Genomic DNA, 16,854 nt, shown 5'->3' with positions numbered 1-16,854 from the left:
AGAAGTCACGCCAGCCGGTACACCCGCCGCGCGTTGCCCCCGGCGAGCAGGCCGGCGACCCGCTGGGCGTCCGTACGGGACCAGGAGCCGTCGCCGGCCCACTCGCCGAGCACCCGGGCGAGCGCCCCGCGGAAGACGCCGGCGGCCACGACGTGCAGCTCGGGCAGTCCGCGGGCGCCGCTGGAGAACAGCAGTTTGCCGAACGGCGCCAGTTCGAGGAACTCGGCGAGCACGGCGGCGGCCCGCGCGCCGGTGCGCGCGACGACCGGGCCGAGGTCGGCGTAGACGTGCGGGAAGTGGGCGGCGAGCCGCGCCGCCTGCCGGTGGTGGGGGTACTCGTGCAGCAGCACCAGATCCGTGCCGAGCCCGCCCGTGGCGGCGGCGAAGCCCGCGAGCGCGCCGGGGTCCCGGTCGCCGACGTGCAGCTGGAGCGGCCGGCCGGCGCCGACGGCGACCCACAGCAGATGGCGCAGCAGCACCGGGTCGTCGACGGCCGTGCCGGCCGCGCGCCGGGCCAGCCAGCGGCCGGCCGCACCGCGCACCTCGCCCGGACCGGGCGGTTCGGGGACGGCGGCGAGCCCGCCGCGTCGGGCGGCGGCCGAGGTGAAGGCGACGGCGCCCGCCGCGGCGCCGTGGACGGCCTCGGAGAGGTTGGCCAGGAAGGATTCGACGGTGCCGGAGGTGTCGGCGACCTGCTGGGCGAGGAGTTCGAGCCGGACGATCTCGTGCGCGGCGGCGTCCGCGGTGGCGGCCAGTTCGGCCGGCCCGGTGAGGTCGCCGGGCCATCCGGTGTCGACGAGGTACGTCGTGACGCCCGAGGCCCGCAGCAGACGCCGCCCGGTCTCCAGGACGCCGAGCTCGCGGCGCCGGGCCAGGTAGCGGGCGGGCGGACAGTGCGGTTCGAGACCGAGGAGCGGCGGGCACCAGCGCCGTACGGCGAAGCCGGTCTGGGTGTCGAAGAAGGTGGTGCCCGCGGCGGCCAGGGCGGAGCCGGGGGCGAGATGACGCTCGAAGGTGCCGAGGCCGAGCTCCGTGCGGAGCACCCCGTGGCAGTACTGGTCGACCAGGCTCGGAGTGTCGATCATTCCGGGGGCTCCCACGTCGGACGGGCTTCCACCCCTCCTAACGGGTGACCCCGCGCAAGGTTGTCGCCTCCGGCGCGCCGACGGCCTCACGCGCCGCAAGCCGTCCGGCGGGCTCCCGCCCCCCTGGCGGCCTCACACGCCGCCAGCCGTCCGGCGGCCTCCGGCGCCGCAAGTCGTGTCCGGCGGCCCCGGGTGACCGAGGCCCGTCCGGTGGTCTCAGGCGTTGGCCGGGCCGCCGAGCTGGATGCCGGCCATGCGGGTCCACTCGTACGGGCCGGTGACGACCTTGGCGGCGAACTCGCCGTCGAACTCCTCGTGCAGCGTCAGACCGGCCTTCTCGGCGGCCGCCTCCGCGATCGCGTAGGTCGGGGCCACCAGGTCGCCCCAGCCGCCGTCCGTGCCGACGAGGACGATGCGGGTGCCGGCCTGGCCGATGTGGGCGAGCTGGCCCTCTGCGCCGCCGTGCTTGCCGGCGAAGTCCTTGATCTCCTTGGCCAGCCGGGCCGCCTTGCGCTCCGCGCCCTTGTCCGCGCCCTTGGTGTCCGCCTGCTTCGTTTCTGCCATGCCAAGGATGCTACTCGGGGGTAGATCACGTGGCGACGGCCGGGGCACGTGGCGTGGGCCACGCGCCCCGGCCGTCGGCCAGGAGAGTTCCGTGCGGGAGGTCAGCGCAGGAAGGGGTCCACCGCGACCGCCACGAAGAGCAGCGAGACATAGGTGATGGACCAGTGGAACAGGCGCATCTCCTTGAGCTTCGCGCCCGTCACCTCCGCCTTGGCGCGGTTGAGGAGCGCGTGCGCCTCCCACAGCCACCAGCCGCCGGTGAGCAGCGCCACGGCGGTGTAGAACCAGCCGGTGTAGCCGAGCGGGGTGAGCAGCAGGGAGACCGCGACCATGACCCAGCTGTAGATCACGATCTGCCGGGCGACGACCTTGTTGGAGGCGAGGACCGGGAGCATCGGCACGCCCACGCGCGCGTAGTCCTCCTTCACCTTCATCGACAGCGGCCAGTAGTGCGGCGGCGTCCAGAAGAAGATGACCATGAAGAGGACGACGGCGGCCCAGGACATCGAGTTGGTGACGGAGGACCAGCCGATGAGCACCGGCATGCAGCCCGCGATGCCGCCCCAGACGATGTTCTGCGCGGTGCGGCGCTTGAGGATCATCGTGTAGACGACGACGTAGAAGAGCAGCGCGCCGAGGGAGAGCCAGGCGGACAGCCAGTTGACCAGCAGGCCGAACCAGAGGGTCGAGACGACCGCGAGGGTGAGGCCGAAGACCAGGCCCTCGCGCGGCGAGACCATGCCGGTGACCAGCGGTCGCTGCGACGTGCGGTCCATCAGCGCGTCGATGTCGCGGTCGATGTACATGTTGAGCGCGTTCGCGCCGCCCGCGGACAGGTAGCCGCCGAAGCAGGTGGCGAGGACCAGCCACAGATCGGGCACGCCCTGTTCGGCGAGGAACATCACCGGCACGGTGGTGATGAGCAGCAGCTCGATGATCCGCGGCTTGGTCAGCGCCACGAATGCCTTGACGCGGGCCCCGAACGGCCGATGGCCCCCCGGGCTGGGAGTCAAGACGACCCCTGCGGGTCGGGACTCGACGGCCGTCACGCACACCCCTGACAGAGAAATTCCCAGCAAGCTCCCCGGATGAAGACGGGGTGAAGACTTGCGCGTACCACGCCACTGTAGACGTTGCCCATACGCCGATCTTCGCGGGGGTGGGGTCGTGTTGGCGGGGCTCACCCGAGGGTGCGTCCCAAGGGGTGGACACGGGCCGCGCACCGGCTCGGGAGGCGAACTCCCACGGGCGGCGGCAGTCTTGCTGTGTGCGCTCATTTGAGGGGCGTGGGCCCGAAAAGAGGGGCGTTTTTCGGGGGTAGGCTCGACAACGCCGGGACACCCTCAGTCACCGGCTACAGACATGCGGAGAGGAGCCCTGACTCAGGGTGAGCACTAAGCCGACGACCACAGACCTCGAGTGGACCGAACTGGACCAGCGGGCCGTGGACACCGCCCGCATCCTGGCCGCTGACGCCGTACAGAAGGTCGGGAACGGCCATCCCGGCACGGCCATGAGCCTGGCGCCCGCCGCGTACACCCTCTTCCAGAAGGTGATGCGCCACGACCCCGCCGACCCGGAGTGGGTGGGCCGCGACCGTTTCGTCCTCTCCGCCGGCCACTCGTCCCTGACCCTGTACACCCAGCTCTACCTGGGTGGCTTCGGTCTCGAGCTGGACGACCTGAAGTCCTTCCGCACGTGGGGCTCGAAGACCCCGGGTCACCCGGAGTACGGGCACACCAAGGGCGTGGAGACCACCACCGGCCCGCTCGGCCAGGGTGTCGCGAACGCGGTGGGCATGGCGATGGCCGCCCGCTTCGAGCGCGGTCTGTTCGACCCGGAGGCCCCGAAGGGCGCTTCTCCGTTCGACCACCACATCTACGTGATCGCCGGTGACGGCTGCCTCCAGGAGGGCATCTCCGCCGAGGCGTCCTCGCTCGCCGGTCACCAGAAGCTCGGCAACCTGATCCTGCTGTGGGACGACAACCACATCTCGATCGAGGGCGACACCGAGACCGCCGTGTCCGAGGACACGATGAAGCGGTACGAGGCGTACGGCTGGCACGTCCAGCGCGTCGAGCCCAAGGCCGACGGCGACCTGGACCCGGCCGCCCTGTACGCGGCGATCAAGGCCGCCGAGGCCGAGACCGAGCGCCCCTCCTTCATCGCGATGCGCTCGATCATCGCCTGGCCGGCCCCGAACGCCCAGAACACCGAGGCCGCGCACGGCTCGGCCCTGGGCGACGAGGAGGTGGCGGCCACCAAGCGCGTCCTGGGCTTCGACCCGGAGCAGAGCTTCGAGGTCTCCGACGAGGTCATCGCGCACACCCGCGGGCTCGGCGACCGTGGCCGCGAGGTCCGCGCCGCGTGGGAGAAGAAGCTCGCCGAGTGGCGCACCGCCAACCCGGAGCGCGCGGCCGAGTTCGACCGCATCCAGGCCAACGAGCTGCCGGCCGGCTGGGCCGAGAAGCTCCCGGTCTTCGAGGCGGGCAAGAGCGTCGCGACGCGTGCCGCGTCCGGCAAGGTGCTCCAGGCGCTCGGCGCGGTGATCCCGGAGCTGTGGGGCGGCTCGGCCGACCTCGCCGGCTCGAACAACACCACGATCGACAAGTCGTCCTCCTTCCTTCCGGAGGGCAACCCGCTGCCCGAGGCGAACCCGTACGGCCGGACGATCCACTTCGGCATCCGCGAGCACGCCATGGCCGCGGAGCTGAACGGCATCGCCCTGCACGGCAACACGCGCGTCTACGGCGGCACCTTCCTGGTGTTCTCCGACTACATGCGCAACGCCGTGCGCCTGTCCGCGCTGATGCACCTGCCGGTGACGTACGTGTGGACGCACGACTCGATCGGTCTCGGCGAGGACGGCCCGACCCACCAGCCGGTGGAGCACCTGGCCTCGCTGCGGGCGATCCCGGGCCTGGCGGTCGTCCGCCCGGCCGACGCCAACGAGACGGCGATCGCCTGGCGCGAGATCATGCAGCGCCACACCAAGGTCTACGGCAAGGGCACCCCGGTGGGCCTGGCGCTGACCCGTCAGGGCGTGCCGACCTACGAGCCGAACGAGGACGCGGCCAAGGGCGGCTACGTGCTGTTCGACGCCGAAGGGCCGTCCGGGCAGAGCACCGCCGCCGAGGTGGTCCTCATCGCGACCGGTTCCGAGGTGCACCTGGCCGTCGAGGCCCGGGAGCAGCTGCAGGCCGCCGGCGTCCCGACCCGCGTGGTCTCGATGCCGTCGGTGGAGTGGTTCGAGGAGCAGGGCCAGGAGTACAAGGACTCCGTCCTGCCGCCGTCGGTGAAGGCCCGTGTCGCGGTCGAGGCCGGTGTCGGCCTGACCTGGCACAAGTACGTGGGTGACGCCGGCCGGATCGTCTCCCTCGAGCACTTCGGCGCCTCGGCCGACGCCAAGGTCCTGTTCCGTGAGTTCGGGTTCACGCCGGAGGCCGTCGTCGCCGCCGCGCGGGAATCCCTGGACGCCGCCGCGCGCTGACGCGAATACGCGCGCGTACGTACGACTTAATGGAGATGCAATTCTCATGACAGACGCTCTCAAGCGCCTCTCCGACGAAGGCGTCGCGATCTGGCTGGACGACCTCTCGCGTCAGCGGATCACGTCCGGCAACCTGGCCGAGCTCATCGACCAGAGCCACGTCGTGGGTGTCACCACCAACCCGTCCATCTTCCAGAAGGCGATCTCCGAGGGGCACGGCTACGACCAGCAGCTGACCGACCTCGCCGCCCGCAAGGTGACCGTGGACGAGGCCATCCGCATGATCACGACGGCTGACGTGAGGGACGCCGCCGACATCCTGCGCCCGGTCTTCGACGCGACCCAGGGCCAGGACGGCCGGGTCTCGATCGAGGTCGACCCGCGGCTGGCCCACGACACGGCGGCCACCATCGCCGAGGCCAAGCAGCTGGCGTGGCTGGTGGACCGGCCCAACACCCTCATCAAGATCCCGGCCACCAAGGCGGGTCTGCCGGCGATCACCGAGGTCATCGGCCTCGGCATCAGCGTGAACGTGACGCTGATCTTCTCGCTGGAGCGCTACCGCGCGGTCATGGACGCCTACCTGGCCGGTCTGGAGAAGGCCCGCGAGCGCGGCCTCGACCTGTCGAAGATCCACTCGGTGGCGTCCTTCTTCGTGTCCCGCGTGGACACCGAGATCGACAAGCGCCTGGACGCCCTCGGCACCGACGAGGCCAAGGGCCTCAAGGGCAAGGCGGCCCTGGCGAACGCGCGTCTGGCCTACCAGGCGTACGAGGAGGTCTTCGGCTCCGAGCGCTGGGCGGCCCTGGACAAGGCGCAGGCCAACAAGCAGCGTCCGCTGTGGGCCTCGACCGGCGTGAAGGACCCGGCGTACAAGGACACCCTGTACGTGGTGGACCTGGTCGCCCCGGGCACCGTCAACACCATGCCGGAGGCGACCCTGGAGGCCACCGCCGACCACGGCGAGGTCACCGGCGACACCATCCACGGCACGTACGACGAGGCCCGCTCGCTCCTCGACGACGTGGCCGCGCTGGGCATTTCGTACGACGACGTCGTCCAGCTCCTGGAGGACGAGGGCGTCGACAAGTTCGAGGCCTCCTGGAACGACCTGCTCAAGTCCACCGAGGCGGAGCTGCAGCGCCTCGCACCTTCGGAGGCGTAACCACTTTGAGCGCAGTCACCGGAGCCAACCCGCTCCGTGACGCCGCAGACCGACGGCTCCCGCGCATCGCGGGGCCGTCGGGTCTGGTGATCTTCGGTGTCACGGGCGATCTGTCCCGTAAGAAGCTGATGCCCGCCGTGTACGACCTCGCGAACCGTGGTCTGCTGCCGCCGGGCTTCTCCCTCATCGGGTTCGCCCGCCGCGAGTGGCAGGACGAGGACTTCGCCCAGGAGGTCCACGACGCGGTCAAGCAGCACGCCCGCACCCCGTTCCGCGAGGAGGTGTGGCAGCAGCTGATCCAGGGGATGCGCTTCGTCCAGGGCGACTTCGACAGCGACGACGCGTTCGAGCAGCTGAAGGCCACCATCGAGGAGCTGGACAAGGCGCAGGGCACGGGCGGCAACTTCGCCTTCTACCTCTCCGTGCCGCCGAAGTTCTTCCCCCTGGTCGTCCAGCAGCTCAAGAAGCACGGCCTGGCCGACCAGAAGAACGGCTCGTGGCGCCGCGCGGTCATCGAGAAGCCCTTCGGGCACGACCTGGCCTCCGCCAAGGAGCTCAACGAGGTCGTCCACGAGGTCTTCCCGCCCGAGGCGGTCTTCCGCATCGACCACTACCTCGGCAAGGAGACCGTCCAGAACATCCTGGCGCTCCGCTTCGCCAACACCCTCTTCGAGCCGATCTGGAACCGGTCGTACGTCGACCACGTGCAGATCACCATGGCCGAGGACATCGGCATCGGCGGCCGCGCCGGCTACTACGACGGCATCGGCGCCGCCCGTGACGTCATCCAGAACCACCTGCTCCAGCTGCTCGCGCTGACCGCGATGGAGGAGCCCGCCTCCTTCGACGCCGACGCGCTGGCCGCCGAGAAGACCAAGGTGCTCGGCGCGGTGAAGCTGCCGAAGGACCTGGCCAAGTCCACCGTCCGCGGCCAGTACGCGGCCGGGTGGCAGGGCGGCGAGAAGGCCGTCGGCTACCTGGAGGAGGACGGGATCGACCCGCAGTCGAAGACCGACACCTACGCGGCGATCAAGCTGGAGATCGACAACCGCCGCTGGGCGGGCGTCCCCTTCTACCTGCGCACCGGCAAGCGGCTGGGCCGCCGGGTCACCGAGATCGCGGTGGTCTTCCAGCGCGCCCCGCACTCCCCCTTCGACCAGACGGCCACGGAGGAGCTCGGCCAGAACGCGCTCGTCATCCGGGTCCAGCCGGACGAGGGCGTCACCGTGCGCTTCGGCTCCAAGGTGCCGGGCACGCAGATGGAGGTCCGGGACGTGTCGATGGACTTCGCCTACGGCGAGTCCTTCACCGAGTCCAGCCCCGAGGCCTACGAGCGGCTCATCCTCGACGTCCTGCTCGGCGACTCCAACCTCTTCCCGCGGGTCGAGGAGGTCGAGCTGTCCTGGAAGATCCTCGACCCGATCGAGCAGTTCTGGGACGGGCACGGCAAGCCCGCGCAGTACCAGTCCGGGACCTGGGGTCCGGTCGAGGCGGACGAGATGCTCGCACGAGACGGCAGGAGCTGGCGCCGGCCATGAAGACCGACCTGACGGACACCACGTCCTCCAAGATCAACAAGGCGCTGGTGCTCGGGCGGCGGGCCATCGGCACCCCGGCCGTCGGCATGGTGCTCACCCTCGTCATCGTCACCGACGAGGAGAACGCCTACGACGCGCTGAAGGCGGCCAACGAGGCGTCCCGCGAGCACCCCTCGCGGACCCTCGTCGTCATCAAGCGGGTCTCGCGCTCCCCGCGGGACCGCGCCAAGGCGCGGCTCGACGCCGAGGTCCGCCTCGGCGCCGACGCCAGCACCGGCGAGACGGTGGTGCTCCGGCTGTACGGCGAGGTCGTCGACCACGCCCAGTCGGTGGTGCTGCCGCTGCTGCTGCCGGACGCGCCCGTCGTCGTCTGGTGGCCGGTCAACGCGCCGACCGACCCGGCGAACGACCCGCTGGGCGCGCTCGCCCAGCGCCGGGTCACCGACACGTACGCCGCCGAGCAGCCCATCCAGGAGCTGACCGAGCACGCGGACGCGTACACCCCGGGCGACACCGACCTGTCCTGGACCCGCATCACGCCGTGGCGTTCGATGCTGGCGGCCGCGCTCGACCAGGTGGCCTGCAAGGTCACCTCGGCCGCGGTGGAGGGCGAGGAGTTCAACCCGAGCGTCGAGCTGCTCGCCATGTGGCTGGCGGACCGGTTGGGGGTGCCGGTGCGGCGCTCCAAGTCGGCGGGTCCCGGCCTCACGTCCGTACGGATGGAGACCGACGCGGGTCCGATCGTGCTCGACCGGCCCGACGGCTCGCTCGCCACGCTCTCCATCCAGGGTCAGCCCGACCGTGCCGTGGCGCTCAAGCGCCGGGAGACCGCCGAGCTGATCGCGGAGGAGCTGCGCCGGCTCGACCCGGACGACACCTACGCCTCGGCGCTGCGGTTCGGCCTGGAGCGGCTCGACGAGGAGGCGGCGACGACCGCGCCCGAGCCGGAGGCGGCGGAGGCGGAGGTGGTCGTGGTCGAGGAGGTCACCGAGACGGCGGAAACCTCGAGGCGGGCCGCGAAGAAGGCTCCGGCCAAGAAGGCGGCGGCGAAGTGAGCACGCCTCAGCTGGTCGTCCACCGCGACAAGGAGCTGATGGCCGAGGCCGCCGCGGCCCGGCTGATCACGAAGATCGTGGACGCGCAGGCGGCCCGCGGCTCCGCCTCGGTGGTCCTCACCGGCGGCCGCAACGGCAACGGGCTGCTCGCGGCGCTGCGTTCGGCGCCCGCCCGGGACGCGATCGACTGGTCGCGGCTCGACCTGTGGTGGGGCGACGAGCGCTATCTGCCCGAGGGCGATCCGGAGCGCAACGTCACCCAGGCCCGCGAGGCGCTGCTCGACAGCGTTCCCGTGGACCCCGCCCGGGTGCACGCGATGCCGGCCTCGGACGGCCCGTACGGCTCCGACGTGGAGGCCGCCGCCGCGGCCTACGCGGCCGAACTCGCCGCGGCGGCCGGTCCCGGCGACCACGGCGGGGTGCCGACCTTCGACGTGCTGATGCTGGGCGTCGGCCCGGACACGCACGTGGCCTCGCTGTTCCCGGAACTGCCGGCGGTCCGCGAGACCGAGCGGACGGTGGTGGGCGTGCACGGCGCGCCGAAGCCGCCGCCGACCCGGGTCTCCCTGACGCTTCCGGCGATCCGGGCGGCGAAGGAGGTCTGGCTGCTCGCGGCCGGCGCGGACAAGGCGAAGGCCGCGGCCATCGCACTGTCCGGCGCGGGCGAGGTGCAGGCCCCGGCGGCGGGCGCCTACGGGCGCTCGCGGACGCTGTGGCTGCTGGACGCGGCGGCCGCGTCCGAGCTGCCGCGCGACCTGTATCCGCCGTCCTCGGCCTGAGCCCGACGACGCGTCACCGGGGCCCCGCTCACCGTTCGGGCCTGTCCGACCCTGATCCACCGGACAGGCCCCTAGGTGGGCGGGGTCCCGGCCGTTTCCAGGAAGGGCGCGAGCAGGCCCGGTACGGCCTCGGCGGCGAAGGCCAGGCCCTGGCTCTCGCCGGCGTCGCGGACGTCGTACGCGCCTTCGCCGGCGGCGGTCGTGGCGCTGAGCGTGAGGACGCCGGCCCGGCGCTGGAACCAGGACTGCCGGACGGTCCAGCCGATGACTCCGGCGCGCCGGAGGGCGACCGTGGAGCGGCGGACGCTGCCCGAACGGGTGAGCAGGTAGGGGCCGCTGACGCCGTGTCCGAGGCTGCGGTACGCGTCGAGGGCGAGGAACAGCGCGAGCGGGGTGACGACGACGGCGACGCCGGCCGCGAGGTACAGGAGGACGGGCGTGAGCCAGGCGCCCAGGGCGGCGAGGACGGCGGCCGGGCCGAGCGAAGCGCCCAGGGCCCGGCGCAGCCGCCGGGTGCGGGCGGCGCGGGGATGGGCCTTGAGCGGTGCCCCGGTGGGCGGTTCGGTCTCGCGCAGCACCTGGGCGGCGACCCGGTCGGCCACGGCCCTGGGCGCGGGCGGCAGCAGGTTCTTGAGGTCGGCGTGCTTGTCGTCGTCGTCCTGGGCGAGCCCGGTGGCCACGGCGTCGACGCGGGCGGCGCGGAACAGCCGTACGCCGAGGGGCTCGACGAGTTCGACGCCGCGCAGCCGCCGCTCCTCCAGGGAGACCGAGCGGGCGGTGAGCAGGCCGCGGCGGACCCGCAGGGTGCCGCCGGGCTCGCGCTCCAGGCGGTAGTGGGACCACATCTCGACCCACAGGCCGAGTGCGCCGATCATGCCGGCGGCGGTGGCGAGGAGCGCCAGGTCGGCGATCATCCAGGGCAGCGAGACGTCCTCGAAGCGGTCCCCTATCCAGTGGATGACCTCGTCCTGGGCGCCGAACCAGTCGCTGACCTGCATGACGGCGCCGGCCGCCGCGCCGCCGAGCAGCGGGGCGACGAAGGAGACCGGGGCGTAGCGGATCCAGCGCGGGTCGAGGGCGGCGAGGACGCCGTCGTGGGCGGTGTCCCCGGGCGGGCCGGCCGGGCGGGCGAGCAGGGCGCGGCGGAGGTGTTCGCCCTCGGCCTCGGTGACCAGGTCGAGTTCGAGGGTGGACTCGCCGTCGGTGTGCTCGCCGGTGCCGATCCTGACCTTGACCAGGCCGAGGAGGCGTTCGAGCGGGTTGGCGGTGAGGTCGACGCTGCGGATGCGTTCGCGGGCGAGGGAACGGCGTTTGACGACGAGCAGCCCGGTGTGGAGGTCGATCCGGTCGGTGCCGACGCGGTAGCGGGTGCGGCGCAGCCGGATCCAGTCGGCGGCGGTGCCGCCGCCGATGAGCAGGGCGGCCCCGGCGAGCACCCAGGCGGCGGCCTGCCACGGCGGCCGTGAACCGGAGGTCAGGCTGAGGAAGGCGGGGAGCGCGGCGCCGCCGGCGACGCCGCACAGCACGGCGGCGCCGGCGAGGACCGTACGGGGCGCGAGCCGCCGCCAGTCCTCGGGCGGGCCGATGTCCTCGGGGGCGGTCATGTGGCGTCCCCGGGAGTGGCCCGGGTGATCGCGGTGAGGCGTTCGGCGAGTTCGACGGCGAGCTCGTGGTCGAGGCCCTCGACGCGGATCGCGCCCTTGGAGGAGGCGGTGGTGACGGTCACGGTGGCGAGCCGGAAGGCCTGCTCCAGCGGGCCGCGCACGGTGTCGACGGTCTGGATCCGTGACATGGGGGCGATCCGCCACTCCTGCCACAGGGCGCCGGTACGGACGTACACGGCCTCCTCGGTGACCTCCCAGCGGTGCACCCGGAACCACCAGGCGGGGAGGAACGCGGCGCAGCCGAGCCCGAGGGCGGCGACCGCTCCGGCCGCCGCGAGGAGCCAGATCCTGGCCGGCCCGACGAGGGCGCCGAGCACGGCCAGGACGGCCACCGGGACGGCGGTGGCGATCAGGAGCCGCAGCCGCCACCAGCCGACCGCGCGCCGGTCGACGGCGTTCCTCGGCGGGCGCAGCCTCACCTGGTGCGGCGCGGTCACCGCGTCCTCCCCCCGTGTCACCGGGTCAGTTCCGGCCGCGCAGCGAGCGGTAGACGGCGACGAGTCCCGCGGTGGAGCTGTCGAGCCGGTCGGCGCCCTCGCCGCCGGTGAGGACCGGCTCGATCTCCTTGGCGAGGACCTTGCCGAGCTCCACGCCCCACTGGTCGAAGGAGTCGATGTTCCAGACGGCGCCCTGGACGAAGACCTTGTGCTCGTAGAGGGCGACGAGCTGGCCGAGCACGGACGGGGTGAGGCCGTCGGCGAGGATCGTCGTGGTGGGGTGGTTGCCCCGGAAGGTCTTGTGCGGGACGAGCTCCTCGGGCACGCCCTCGGCCCGTACCTCCTCGGGCGTCTTGCCGAAGGCGAGGGCCTGGGTCTGGGCGAGGAAGTTGGCCATGAGCAGGTCGTGCTGGGCGACCAGGCCGGGCAGCAGGTCGTCGACGGGCTTCGCGAAGCCGATGAAGTCGGCCGGGATGACCTTGGTGCCCTGGTGGATCAGCTGGTAGTAGGCGTGCTGCCCGTTGGTGCCGGGGGTGCCCCAGACGACCGGTCCGGTCTGCCAGTCGACGGGCTGCCCGTCGCGGGTGACGGACTTGCCGTTGGACTCCATGTCGAGCTGCTGGAGGTAGGCGGTGAACTTCGACAGGTAGTGGGAGTACGGCAGGACGGCGTGCGACTGGGCGTCGAAGAAGGCGCCGTACCAGATGCCGAGGAGGCCGAGCAGCAGCGGCGCGTTCTCCTCGGGCGGCGCGGTGCGGAAGTGCTCGTCGACGAGGTGGAAGCCGTCGAGCATCTCGCGGAAGCGGTCCGGGCCGATGGCGATCATCAGGGAGAGGCCGATGGCGGAGTCGTACGAATAGCGGCCGCCGACCCAGTCCCAGAACTCGAACATGTTCGTGGTGTCGATGCCGAAGTCCTCGACCTTCTCGGCGTTGGTCGACAGGGCCACGAAGTGCTTGGCGACGGCTTCCTGACCGGCCCGCAGCTCGGTGAGGAGCCAGTCGCGGGCGGAGGTGGCGTTGGTGATCGTCTCGATCGTGGTGAAGGTCTTCGAGGCGACGATGAAGAGGGTCTCCTCCGCGTCGAGGTCGCGGACGGCCTCGTGGAGGTCGGCGCCGTCGACGTTGGAGACGAAACGGAACGTCAGGTCGCGCCGGGTGTAGGAGCGCAGCACCTCGTAGGCCATGGCGGGCCCGAGGTCCGAGCCGCCGATGCCGATGTTGACGATGTTCTTGATCGGCTTGCCGGTGTGTCCGGTCCACTCGCCCGCGCGGACCTTGTCGGCGAAGGCGGCCATCTTGTCGAGGACGGCGTGGACCTCGGGGACGACGTTCACGCCGTCGACCTCGACCACCGCGTCGCGCGGGGCGCGCAGCGCGGTGTGCAGGACGGCGCGGTGCTCGGTGTTGTTGATCTTCTCGCCGCGGAACATGGCGTCGCGCAGCTCGGCGACGCCGGTGGCGGCGGCGAGGTCGCGCAGCAGCGCCAGCGTCTCGTCGGTCACCAGCTGCTTGGAGTAGTCCAGATACAGGTCGCCGACCCGCAGCGTGTACGCGCTGCCGCGCTGGGGGTCGGCGGCGAACAGCTCGCGCAGGTGGGTGTCGCCCAGCTGCTCGCGGTGCTTGCCGAGGGCCGTCCACTCGGGCAGCTGGTTCAGCCTCGTACGGCCTGCGTCATTCATCTCGGACATCGCCCATTCCTCGTCTTGCTGCGTGTGTGCCCCGCTGCCCTCCAACCTAATTGATCCGGTGTGCGAAACGCGTTCAGTGGCCGCCGCGGTGCAGCCGTCCCTCGTAGCGGGCTTCGAGGAGCGCGTTGCGCTCGTGGCCGCCGGGGAGGTTGGCGGAGACGTAGACGGGCGGCTCGTGGCCCTCGGCGAGGAGCAGGGAGACGGCTTCGGCGACGGTCATCTGGATGAGCAGGCACGAGGTGAGGGTGGAGATCCCGCACAGCGCGCCGCCGTCGGGCAGCGGCAGCACGGCGTCGCCCGCGGGCGCGCCGTTGTCGAGGACGACGTCGGCGAGGTCGGCGAGCCGCTTGCCGCTTGCGTGCAGGGCGGGCACGGCGTGGGTGTGCTCCAGGGAGGTCAGGGCGACGAGCCGGTGGCCGGCTCCGGTGGCCTTGAGGGCCATGTCGACGATCGTGTTGTTGACGCCGGAGTTGGAGACGATGACGAGCAGGTCCTGGGGGCGGGGCGTGGCGAGCTCGTAGAGCCGGTCGGCGAGGCCCGGGGAGCGTTCGAGCAGCAGGTCCCGGACGATGGCCGGGTCCTCGCCGCCGCGCAGCACGAGGTCGACGAGCGCGATCCGGTTGGTCGGCACGAGGCCGCCGGCCCGTCCGGCCAGTTCGAGCGCGACGGCCTGCGAGTGTCCGGTCCCGAAGGCGTGGATCACCCCGCCGGCGGCCACGCAGTCCGCGATCAGTCGCGCGGCGGCGGCGACGGCGTCCTTGTTGGCGCCGACGACCCGGTCGGCGGCGGCACGTGCGGCGTCGGCGAACTGGGCGGCGCCGAGGGCAACTTGGGCCATGACGGGAACTCCTCTGATCGGGCTTCCGGGCGGGGCCGGTCCGAGCTCCGGTTGAGCAAACCGATGATTCGCGCCCTGACCGGTTCAATGAACCAGCAGCGGTGAGGGCACGTCAAGAGACCCTGGTTGACCGTCAGCGGCGTGGACTAGGTTGCTCGGCGTCCCACCCGCAACACCCGCACCTTTCCTGTTCTTTACTCCCTGCTCACAGCTCTGGAGCTATCGACATGACCGTGCGCACCTCCCTTCTCGGCCGCACCACGGCCCTCTTACTCACCTGCGCCGCCCTCACCGCCACGAGCGCGTGCGGCGACCAGCGGGACGACACCGCGGCGGGCGGCACACCGGGGAAGTCCGCCGCCCCGCTGAACGACCGCCTCCCCGCGGACATCCGCTCCGCCGGCTTCGTCCGGGTCGGCTCCGACATCGCCTACCCGCCGGTCGAGTTCAAGGACGGCTCGGGCGCGACCGTGGGCCTCGACCCGGACATCGCCAAGGCCCTGGGCGAGCAGCTCGGCGTGGAGTTCCGCTTCGAGAACGGCACCTTCGACACCCTCGTCAGCGGGCTGCGTGCCGACCGCTACGACATCATCATGTCGGCGATGAACGACACCAAGGCCCGCCAGGACGGTGTCGACGCCGTCACCGGCAAGAAGGTCGGCGAGGGCCTGGACTTCGTCGACTACTTCTCCGCCGGGGTCTCCCTCTACGCCCGCAAGGCGCACTCCGGATCCGTCAGGGGCTGGGCGGACCTGTGCGGGAAGACCGTCGCCGTCCAGCGCGGGAGCGTCGCCCACGACCTGCTCAAGTCCGAGAACGGCAAGTGCGCCGGGAGCGGCGGGCCGGCGATCGCCATCGAGGCCTACGACACCGACGCGCAGGCCCAGACCCGGGTCCGCAGCAAGGGCGTGGACGTCGGCTGCTCCGACTTCCCGGCCGCCGCCTACGCCGTCAAGACCTCGGGCGGCGGCGAGGACTTCGTCCTGGTCGGCGAGCAGACGGACGCCGCCCCGTACGGCATCGCCGTCGCGAAGAAGGACACGGCGCTGCGGGACGCCATCGCCGCGGCCCTCGACGCGATCATCGCCAACGGGCAGTACGCCAGGATCGTGGACAAGTGGGGCGGCCGGGACGGCGCCGTCACCAAGGCCGTCGTCAACGGCGGCGTCTGATGAAGGACGCCGGCACACCCCGCACGGAGGTGCGGGCCGTCCCGGTCCGCCACTACGGCCGGTACGCCGCCGCCGTCGTGGTCCTCGCCCTGTTCGGGGCGATCGTCTACGCCTTCGCGCGCGGCGAGATCAACTGGGGAGCGATCCCGGACTACCTCTTCGACGACCGCATCCTGGAGGGCGTGCGCGAGACGCTCGTGCTGACCGTGCTCTCCATGCTCGTCGGCGTGACCGGCGGCACCGTCCTCGCCGTGATGCGCCTGTCGAAGAACCCGGTGACCTCGTCGGTCGCGTGGTTCTACATCTGGTTCTTCCGCGGCACCCCGGTCTACGTCCAGCTGCTCGTCTGGTTCAACCTCGGGCTCGTCTTCGACTACATCAACCTCCCGCCGGTCTACCAGGACGAGTGGTCGGACTTCATGACGCCGTTCCTCACGGCGCTGCTCGGCCTCGGCCTCAACGAGGCCGCCTACATGGCGGAGATCTGCCGGGCCGGCCTGCTGGCGGTCGACGAGGGCCAGACCGAGGCCGCCCACGCGCTCGGCATGCGGCACGGAGCGACGCTGCGCCGGATCGTGATCCCGCAGGCCATGCGGGTCATCGTGCCGCCGACCGGCAACGAGGTCATCAACATGCTGAAGACGACCTCACTGGTGGCGGCCGTGCAGTACTACGAACTGCTGCGGTACGCGCAGGACATCGGCCAGACCTCGGGCTCTCCCGTGGAGATGCTGTTCCTCGCGGCCGTCTGGTACCTCGTCCTGACCTCGCTCCTCAGCATCGGCCAGTTCTATCTGGAGCGGTACTACGCCCGCGGGGCGACCAGGAACCTGCCGCCCACGCCCTGGCAGAAGGTCAGGGCCACCCTGTCGACGCTCCGCCGCCCGGAGGTGCCCAGGTGACCGCCATGGTGAGGGCCGAAGGCGTCCACAAGTCCTACGGCGCCGCGCACATCCTCAGGGGCATCGACCTGGAGGTGCAGAACGGCGAGGTGTTCTGCCTCGTCGGCCCCTCCGGCTCCGGCAAGTCCACCTTCCTGCGCTGCATCAACCACCTCGAGCGCATCGACGGCGGACGCCTGTCCGTCGACGGCCGGCTGGGGGGCTACCGCCAGAAGGGCGACAAGCTCTACGAGCTCAAGGACAGCGAGGTCGCCGCCCAGCGCCGCGACATCGGCATGGTCTTCCAGCGCTTCAACCTCTTCCCCCACATGACGGCCCTGGCCAACGTCATGGAAGCCCCCATCCAGGTCAAGGGCGAATCCAAGGCCGTGGCCCGCGAGCGCGCCGAACAGCTGCTCGACCGGGTCGGCCTGCGCGACCGCATGGGCAACTACCCCTCGCAGCTGTCCGGCGGCCAGCAGCAGCGCGTCGCCAT

Annotated in this window: 15 protein-coding genes; 8 read left to right on the top strand and 7 right to left on the bottom strand. The window is 71.8% G+C overall.

Going from position 1 to position 16,854, the window contains the following annotated elements; all coding sequences use genetic code 11:
• Nucleotides 1-5: 5 nt before the first annotated feature.
• From ACFWJO_RS32870 to ACFWJO_RS32860, 3 genes are all read right to left on the bottom strand, one after another.
• A complete protein-coding gene (locus tag ACFWJO_RS32870) occupies nt 6-1,085 on the bottom strand; it encodes an amidohydrolase (RefSeq protein ID WP_386871117.1) in 1,080 nt (359 codons plus the stop codon).
• Nucleotides 1,086-1,301: 216 nt separating this feature from the next.
• Nucleotides 1,302-1,649, bottom strand: coding sequence for a hypothetical protein (locus tag ACFWJO_RS32865; protein WP_386871116.1), 348 nt, complete (start codon nt 1,647-1,649; stop codon nt 1,302-1,304).
• Nucleotides 1,650-1,750: 101 nt separating this feature from the next.
• On the bottom strand, nt 1,751-2,704 hold the full coding sequence (locus ACFWJO_RS32860; RefSeq protein WP_386871183.1) for a heme o synthase: 954 nt from the start codon (nt 2,702-2,704) through the stop codon (nt 1,751-1,753).
• Nucleotides 2,705-3,036: 332 nt separating this feature from the next.
• Between ACFWJO_RS32860 and tkt the strand changes: the two genes are divergently transcribed.
• From tkt to pgl, 5 genes are read left to right on the top strand one after another with little or no spacing between them, the layout of a single operon-like run.
• Nucleotides 3,037-5,139 (top strand): transketolase, encoded by a 2,103-nt coding sequence (gene tkt / locus ACFWJO_RS32855; protein ID WP_386871114.1) that lies wholly within the window; start codon nt 3,037-3,039, stop codon nt 5,137-5,139.
• A 46-nt stretch (nt 5,140-5,185) separates the two neighbouring features.
• Nucleotides 5,186-6,304: a transaldolase gene (tal, locus tag ACFWJO_RS32850; protein WP_386871112.1), complete on the top strand. Its 1,119-nt coding sequence runs from the start codon at nt 5,186-5,188 to the stop codon at nt 6,302-6,304.
• A gap of 5 nt (nt 6,305-6,309) precedes the next feature.
• Complete coding sequence (gene zwf, locus ACFWJO_RS32845; protein ID WP_386871110.1) at nt 6,310-7,842, top strand: glucose-6-phosphate dehydrogenase; 1,533 nt, start codon at nt 6,310-6,312, stop codon at nt 7,840-7,842.
• Entirely contained in the window at nt 7,839-8,897 is a 1,059-nt protein-coding gene (opcA, locus tag ACFWJO_RS32840) for a glucose-6-phosphate dehydrogenase assembly protein OpcA (protein WP_386871108.1), read from the top strand. Before zwf ends, opcA begins: the two co-directional genes overlap by 4 nt.
• Nucleotides 8,894-9,676 (top strand): 6-phosphogluconolactonase, encoded by a 783-nt coding sequence (gene pgl, locus ACFWJO_RS32835; RefSeq protein ID WP_384421906.1) that lies wholly within the window; start codon nt 8,894-8,896, stop codon nt 9,674-9,676. Before opcA ends, pgl begins: the two co-directional genes overlap by 4 nt.
• A gap of 71 nt (nt 9,677-9,747) precedes the next feature.
• On the opposite strand, the gene ACFWJO_RS32830 is transcribed toward pgl, so the two are convergent.
• The 4 genes from ACFWJO_RS32830 to ACFWJO_RS32815 form a co-directional block, all read right to left on the bottom strand.
• Complete coding sequence (locus ACFWJO_RS32830) at nt 9,748-11,280, bottom strand: PH domain-containing protein (protein ID WP_386871106.1); 1,533 nt, start codon at nt 11,278-11,280, stop codon at nt 9,748-9,750.
• Entirely contained in the window at nt 11,277-11,777 is a 501-nt protein-coding gene (locus tag ACFWJO_RS32825) for a PH domain-containing protein (RefSeq protein ID WP_386871104.1), read from the bottom strand. Before ACFWJO_RS32825 ends, ACFWJO_RS32830 begins: the two co-directional genes overlap by 4 nt.
• Nucleotides 11,778-11,802: 25 nt before the next feature.
• Nucleotides 11,803-13,458, bottom strand: a complete 1,656-nt coding sequence (gene pgi, locus ACFWJO_RS32820) for a glucose-6-phosphate isomerase (protein WP_386871181.1) — start codon at nt 13,456-13,458, stop codon at nt 11,803-11,805.
• An 82-nt stretch (nt 13,459-13,540) separates the two neighbouring features.
• On the bottom strand, nt 13,541-14,305 hold the full coding sequence (locus ACFWJO_RS32815; protein ID WP_386871102.1) for a sugar isomerase domain-containing protein: 765 nt from the start codon (nt 14,303-14,305) through the stop codon (nt 13,541-13,543).
• Between the two features lie 227 nt (nt 14,306-14,532).
• Between ACFWJO_RS32815 and ACFWJO_RS32810 the strand changes: the two genes are divergently transcribed.
• The 3 genes from ACFWJO_RS32810 to ACFWJO_RS32800 all read left to right on the top strand — a co-directional run.
• Nucleotides 14,533-15,477, top strand: coding sequence for an ABC transporter substrate-binding protein (locus ACFWJO_RS32810; RefSeq protein ID WP_386871100.1), 945 nt, complete (start codon nt 14,533-14,535; stop codon nt 15,475-15,477).
• Nucleotides 15,477-16,379 (top strand): amino acid ABC transporter permease, encoded by a 903-nt coding sequence (locus ACFWJO_RS32805; protein ID WP_386871098.1) that lies wholly within the window; start codon nt 15,477-15,479, stop codon nt 16,377-16,379. Before ACFWJO_RS32810 ends, ACFWJO_RS32805 begins: the two co-directional genes overlap by 1 nt.
• Nucleotides 16,376-16,854 (top strand): amino acid ABC transporter ATP-binding protein (locus ACFWJO_RS32800; protein WP_386871096.1); only part of this gene is annotated, 479 nt, incomplete at its 3' end. The genes ACFWJO_RS32805 and ACFWJO_RS32800, both read left to right, overlap by 4 nt.

This window comes from Streptomyces sp. NPDC127092, from assembly GCF_042722475.1.
Classification (GTDB): Bacteria; Actinomycetota; Actinomycetes; order Streptomycetales; family Streptomycetaceae; genus Streptomyces.
This window is presented reverse-complemented; position numbering and strand designations above follow the sequence as displayed.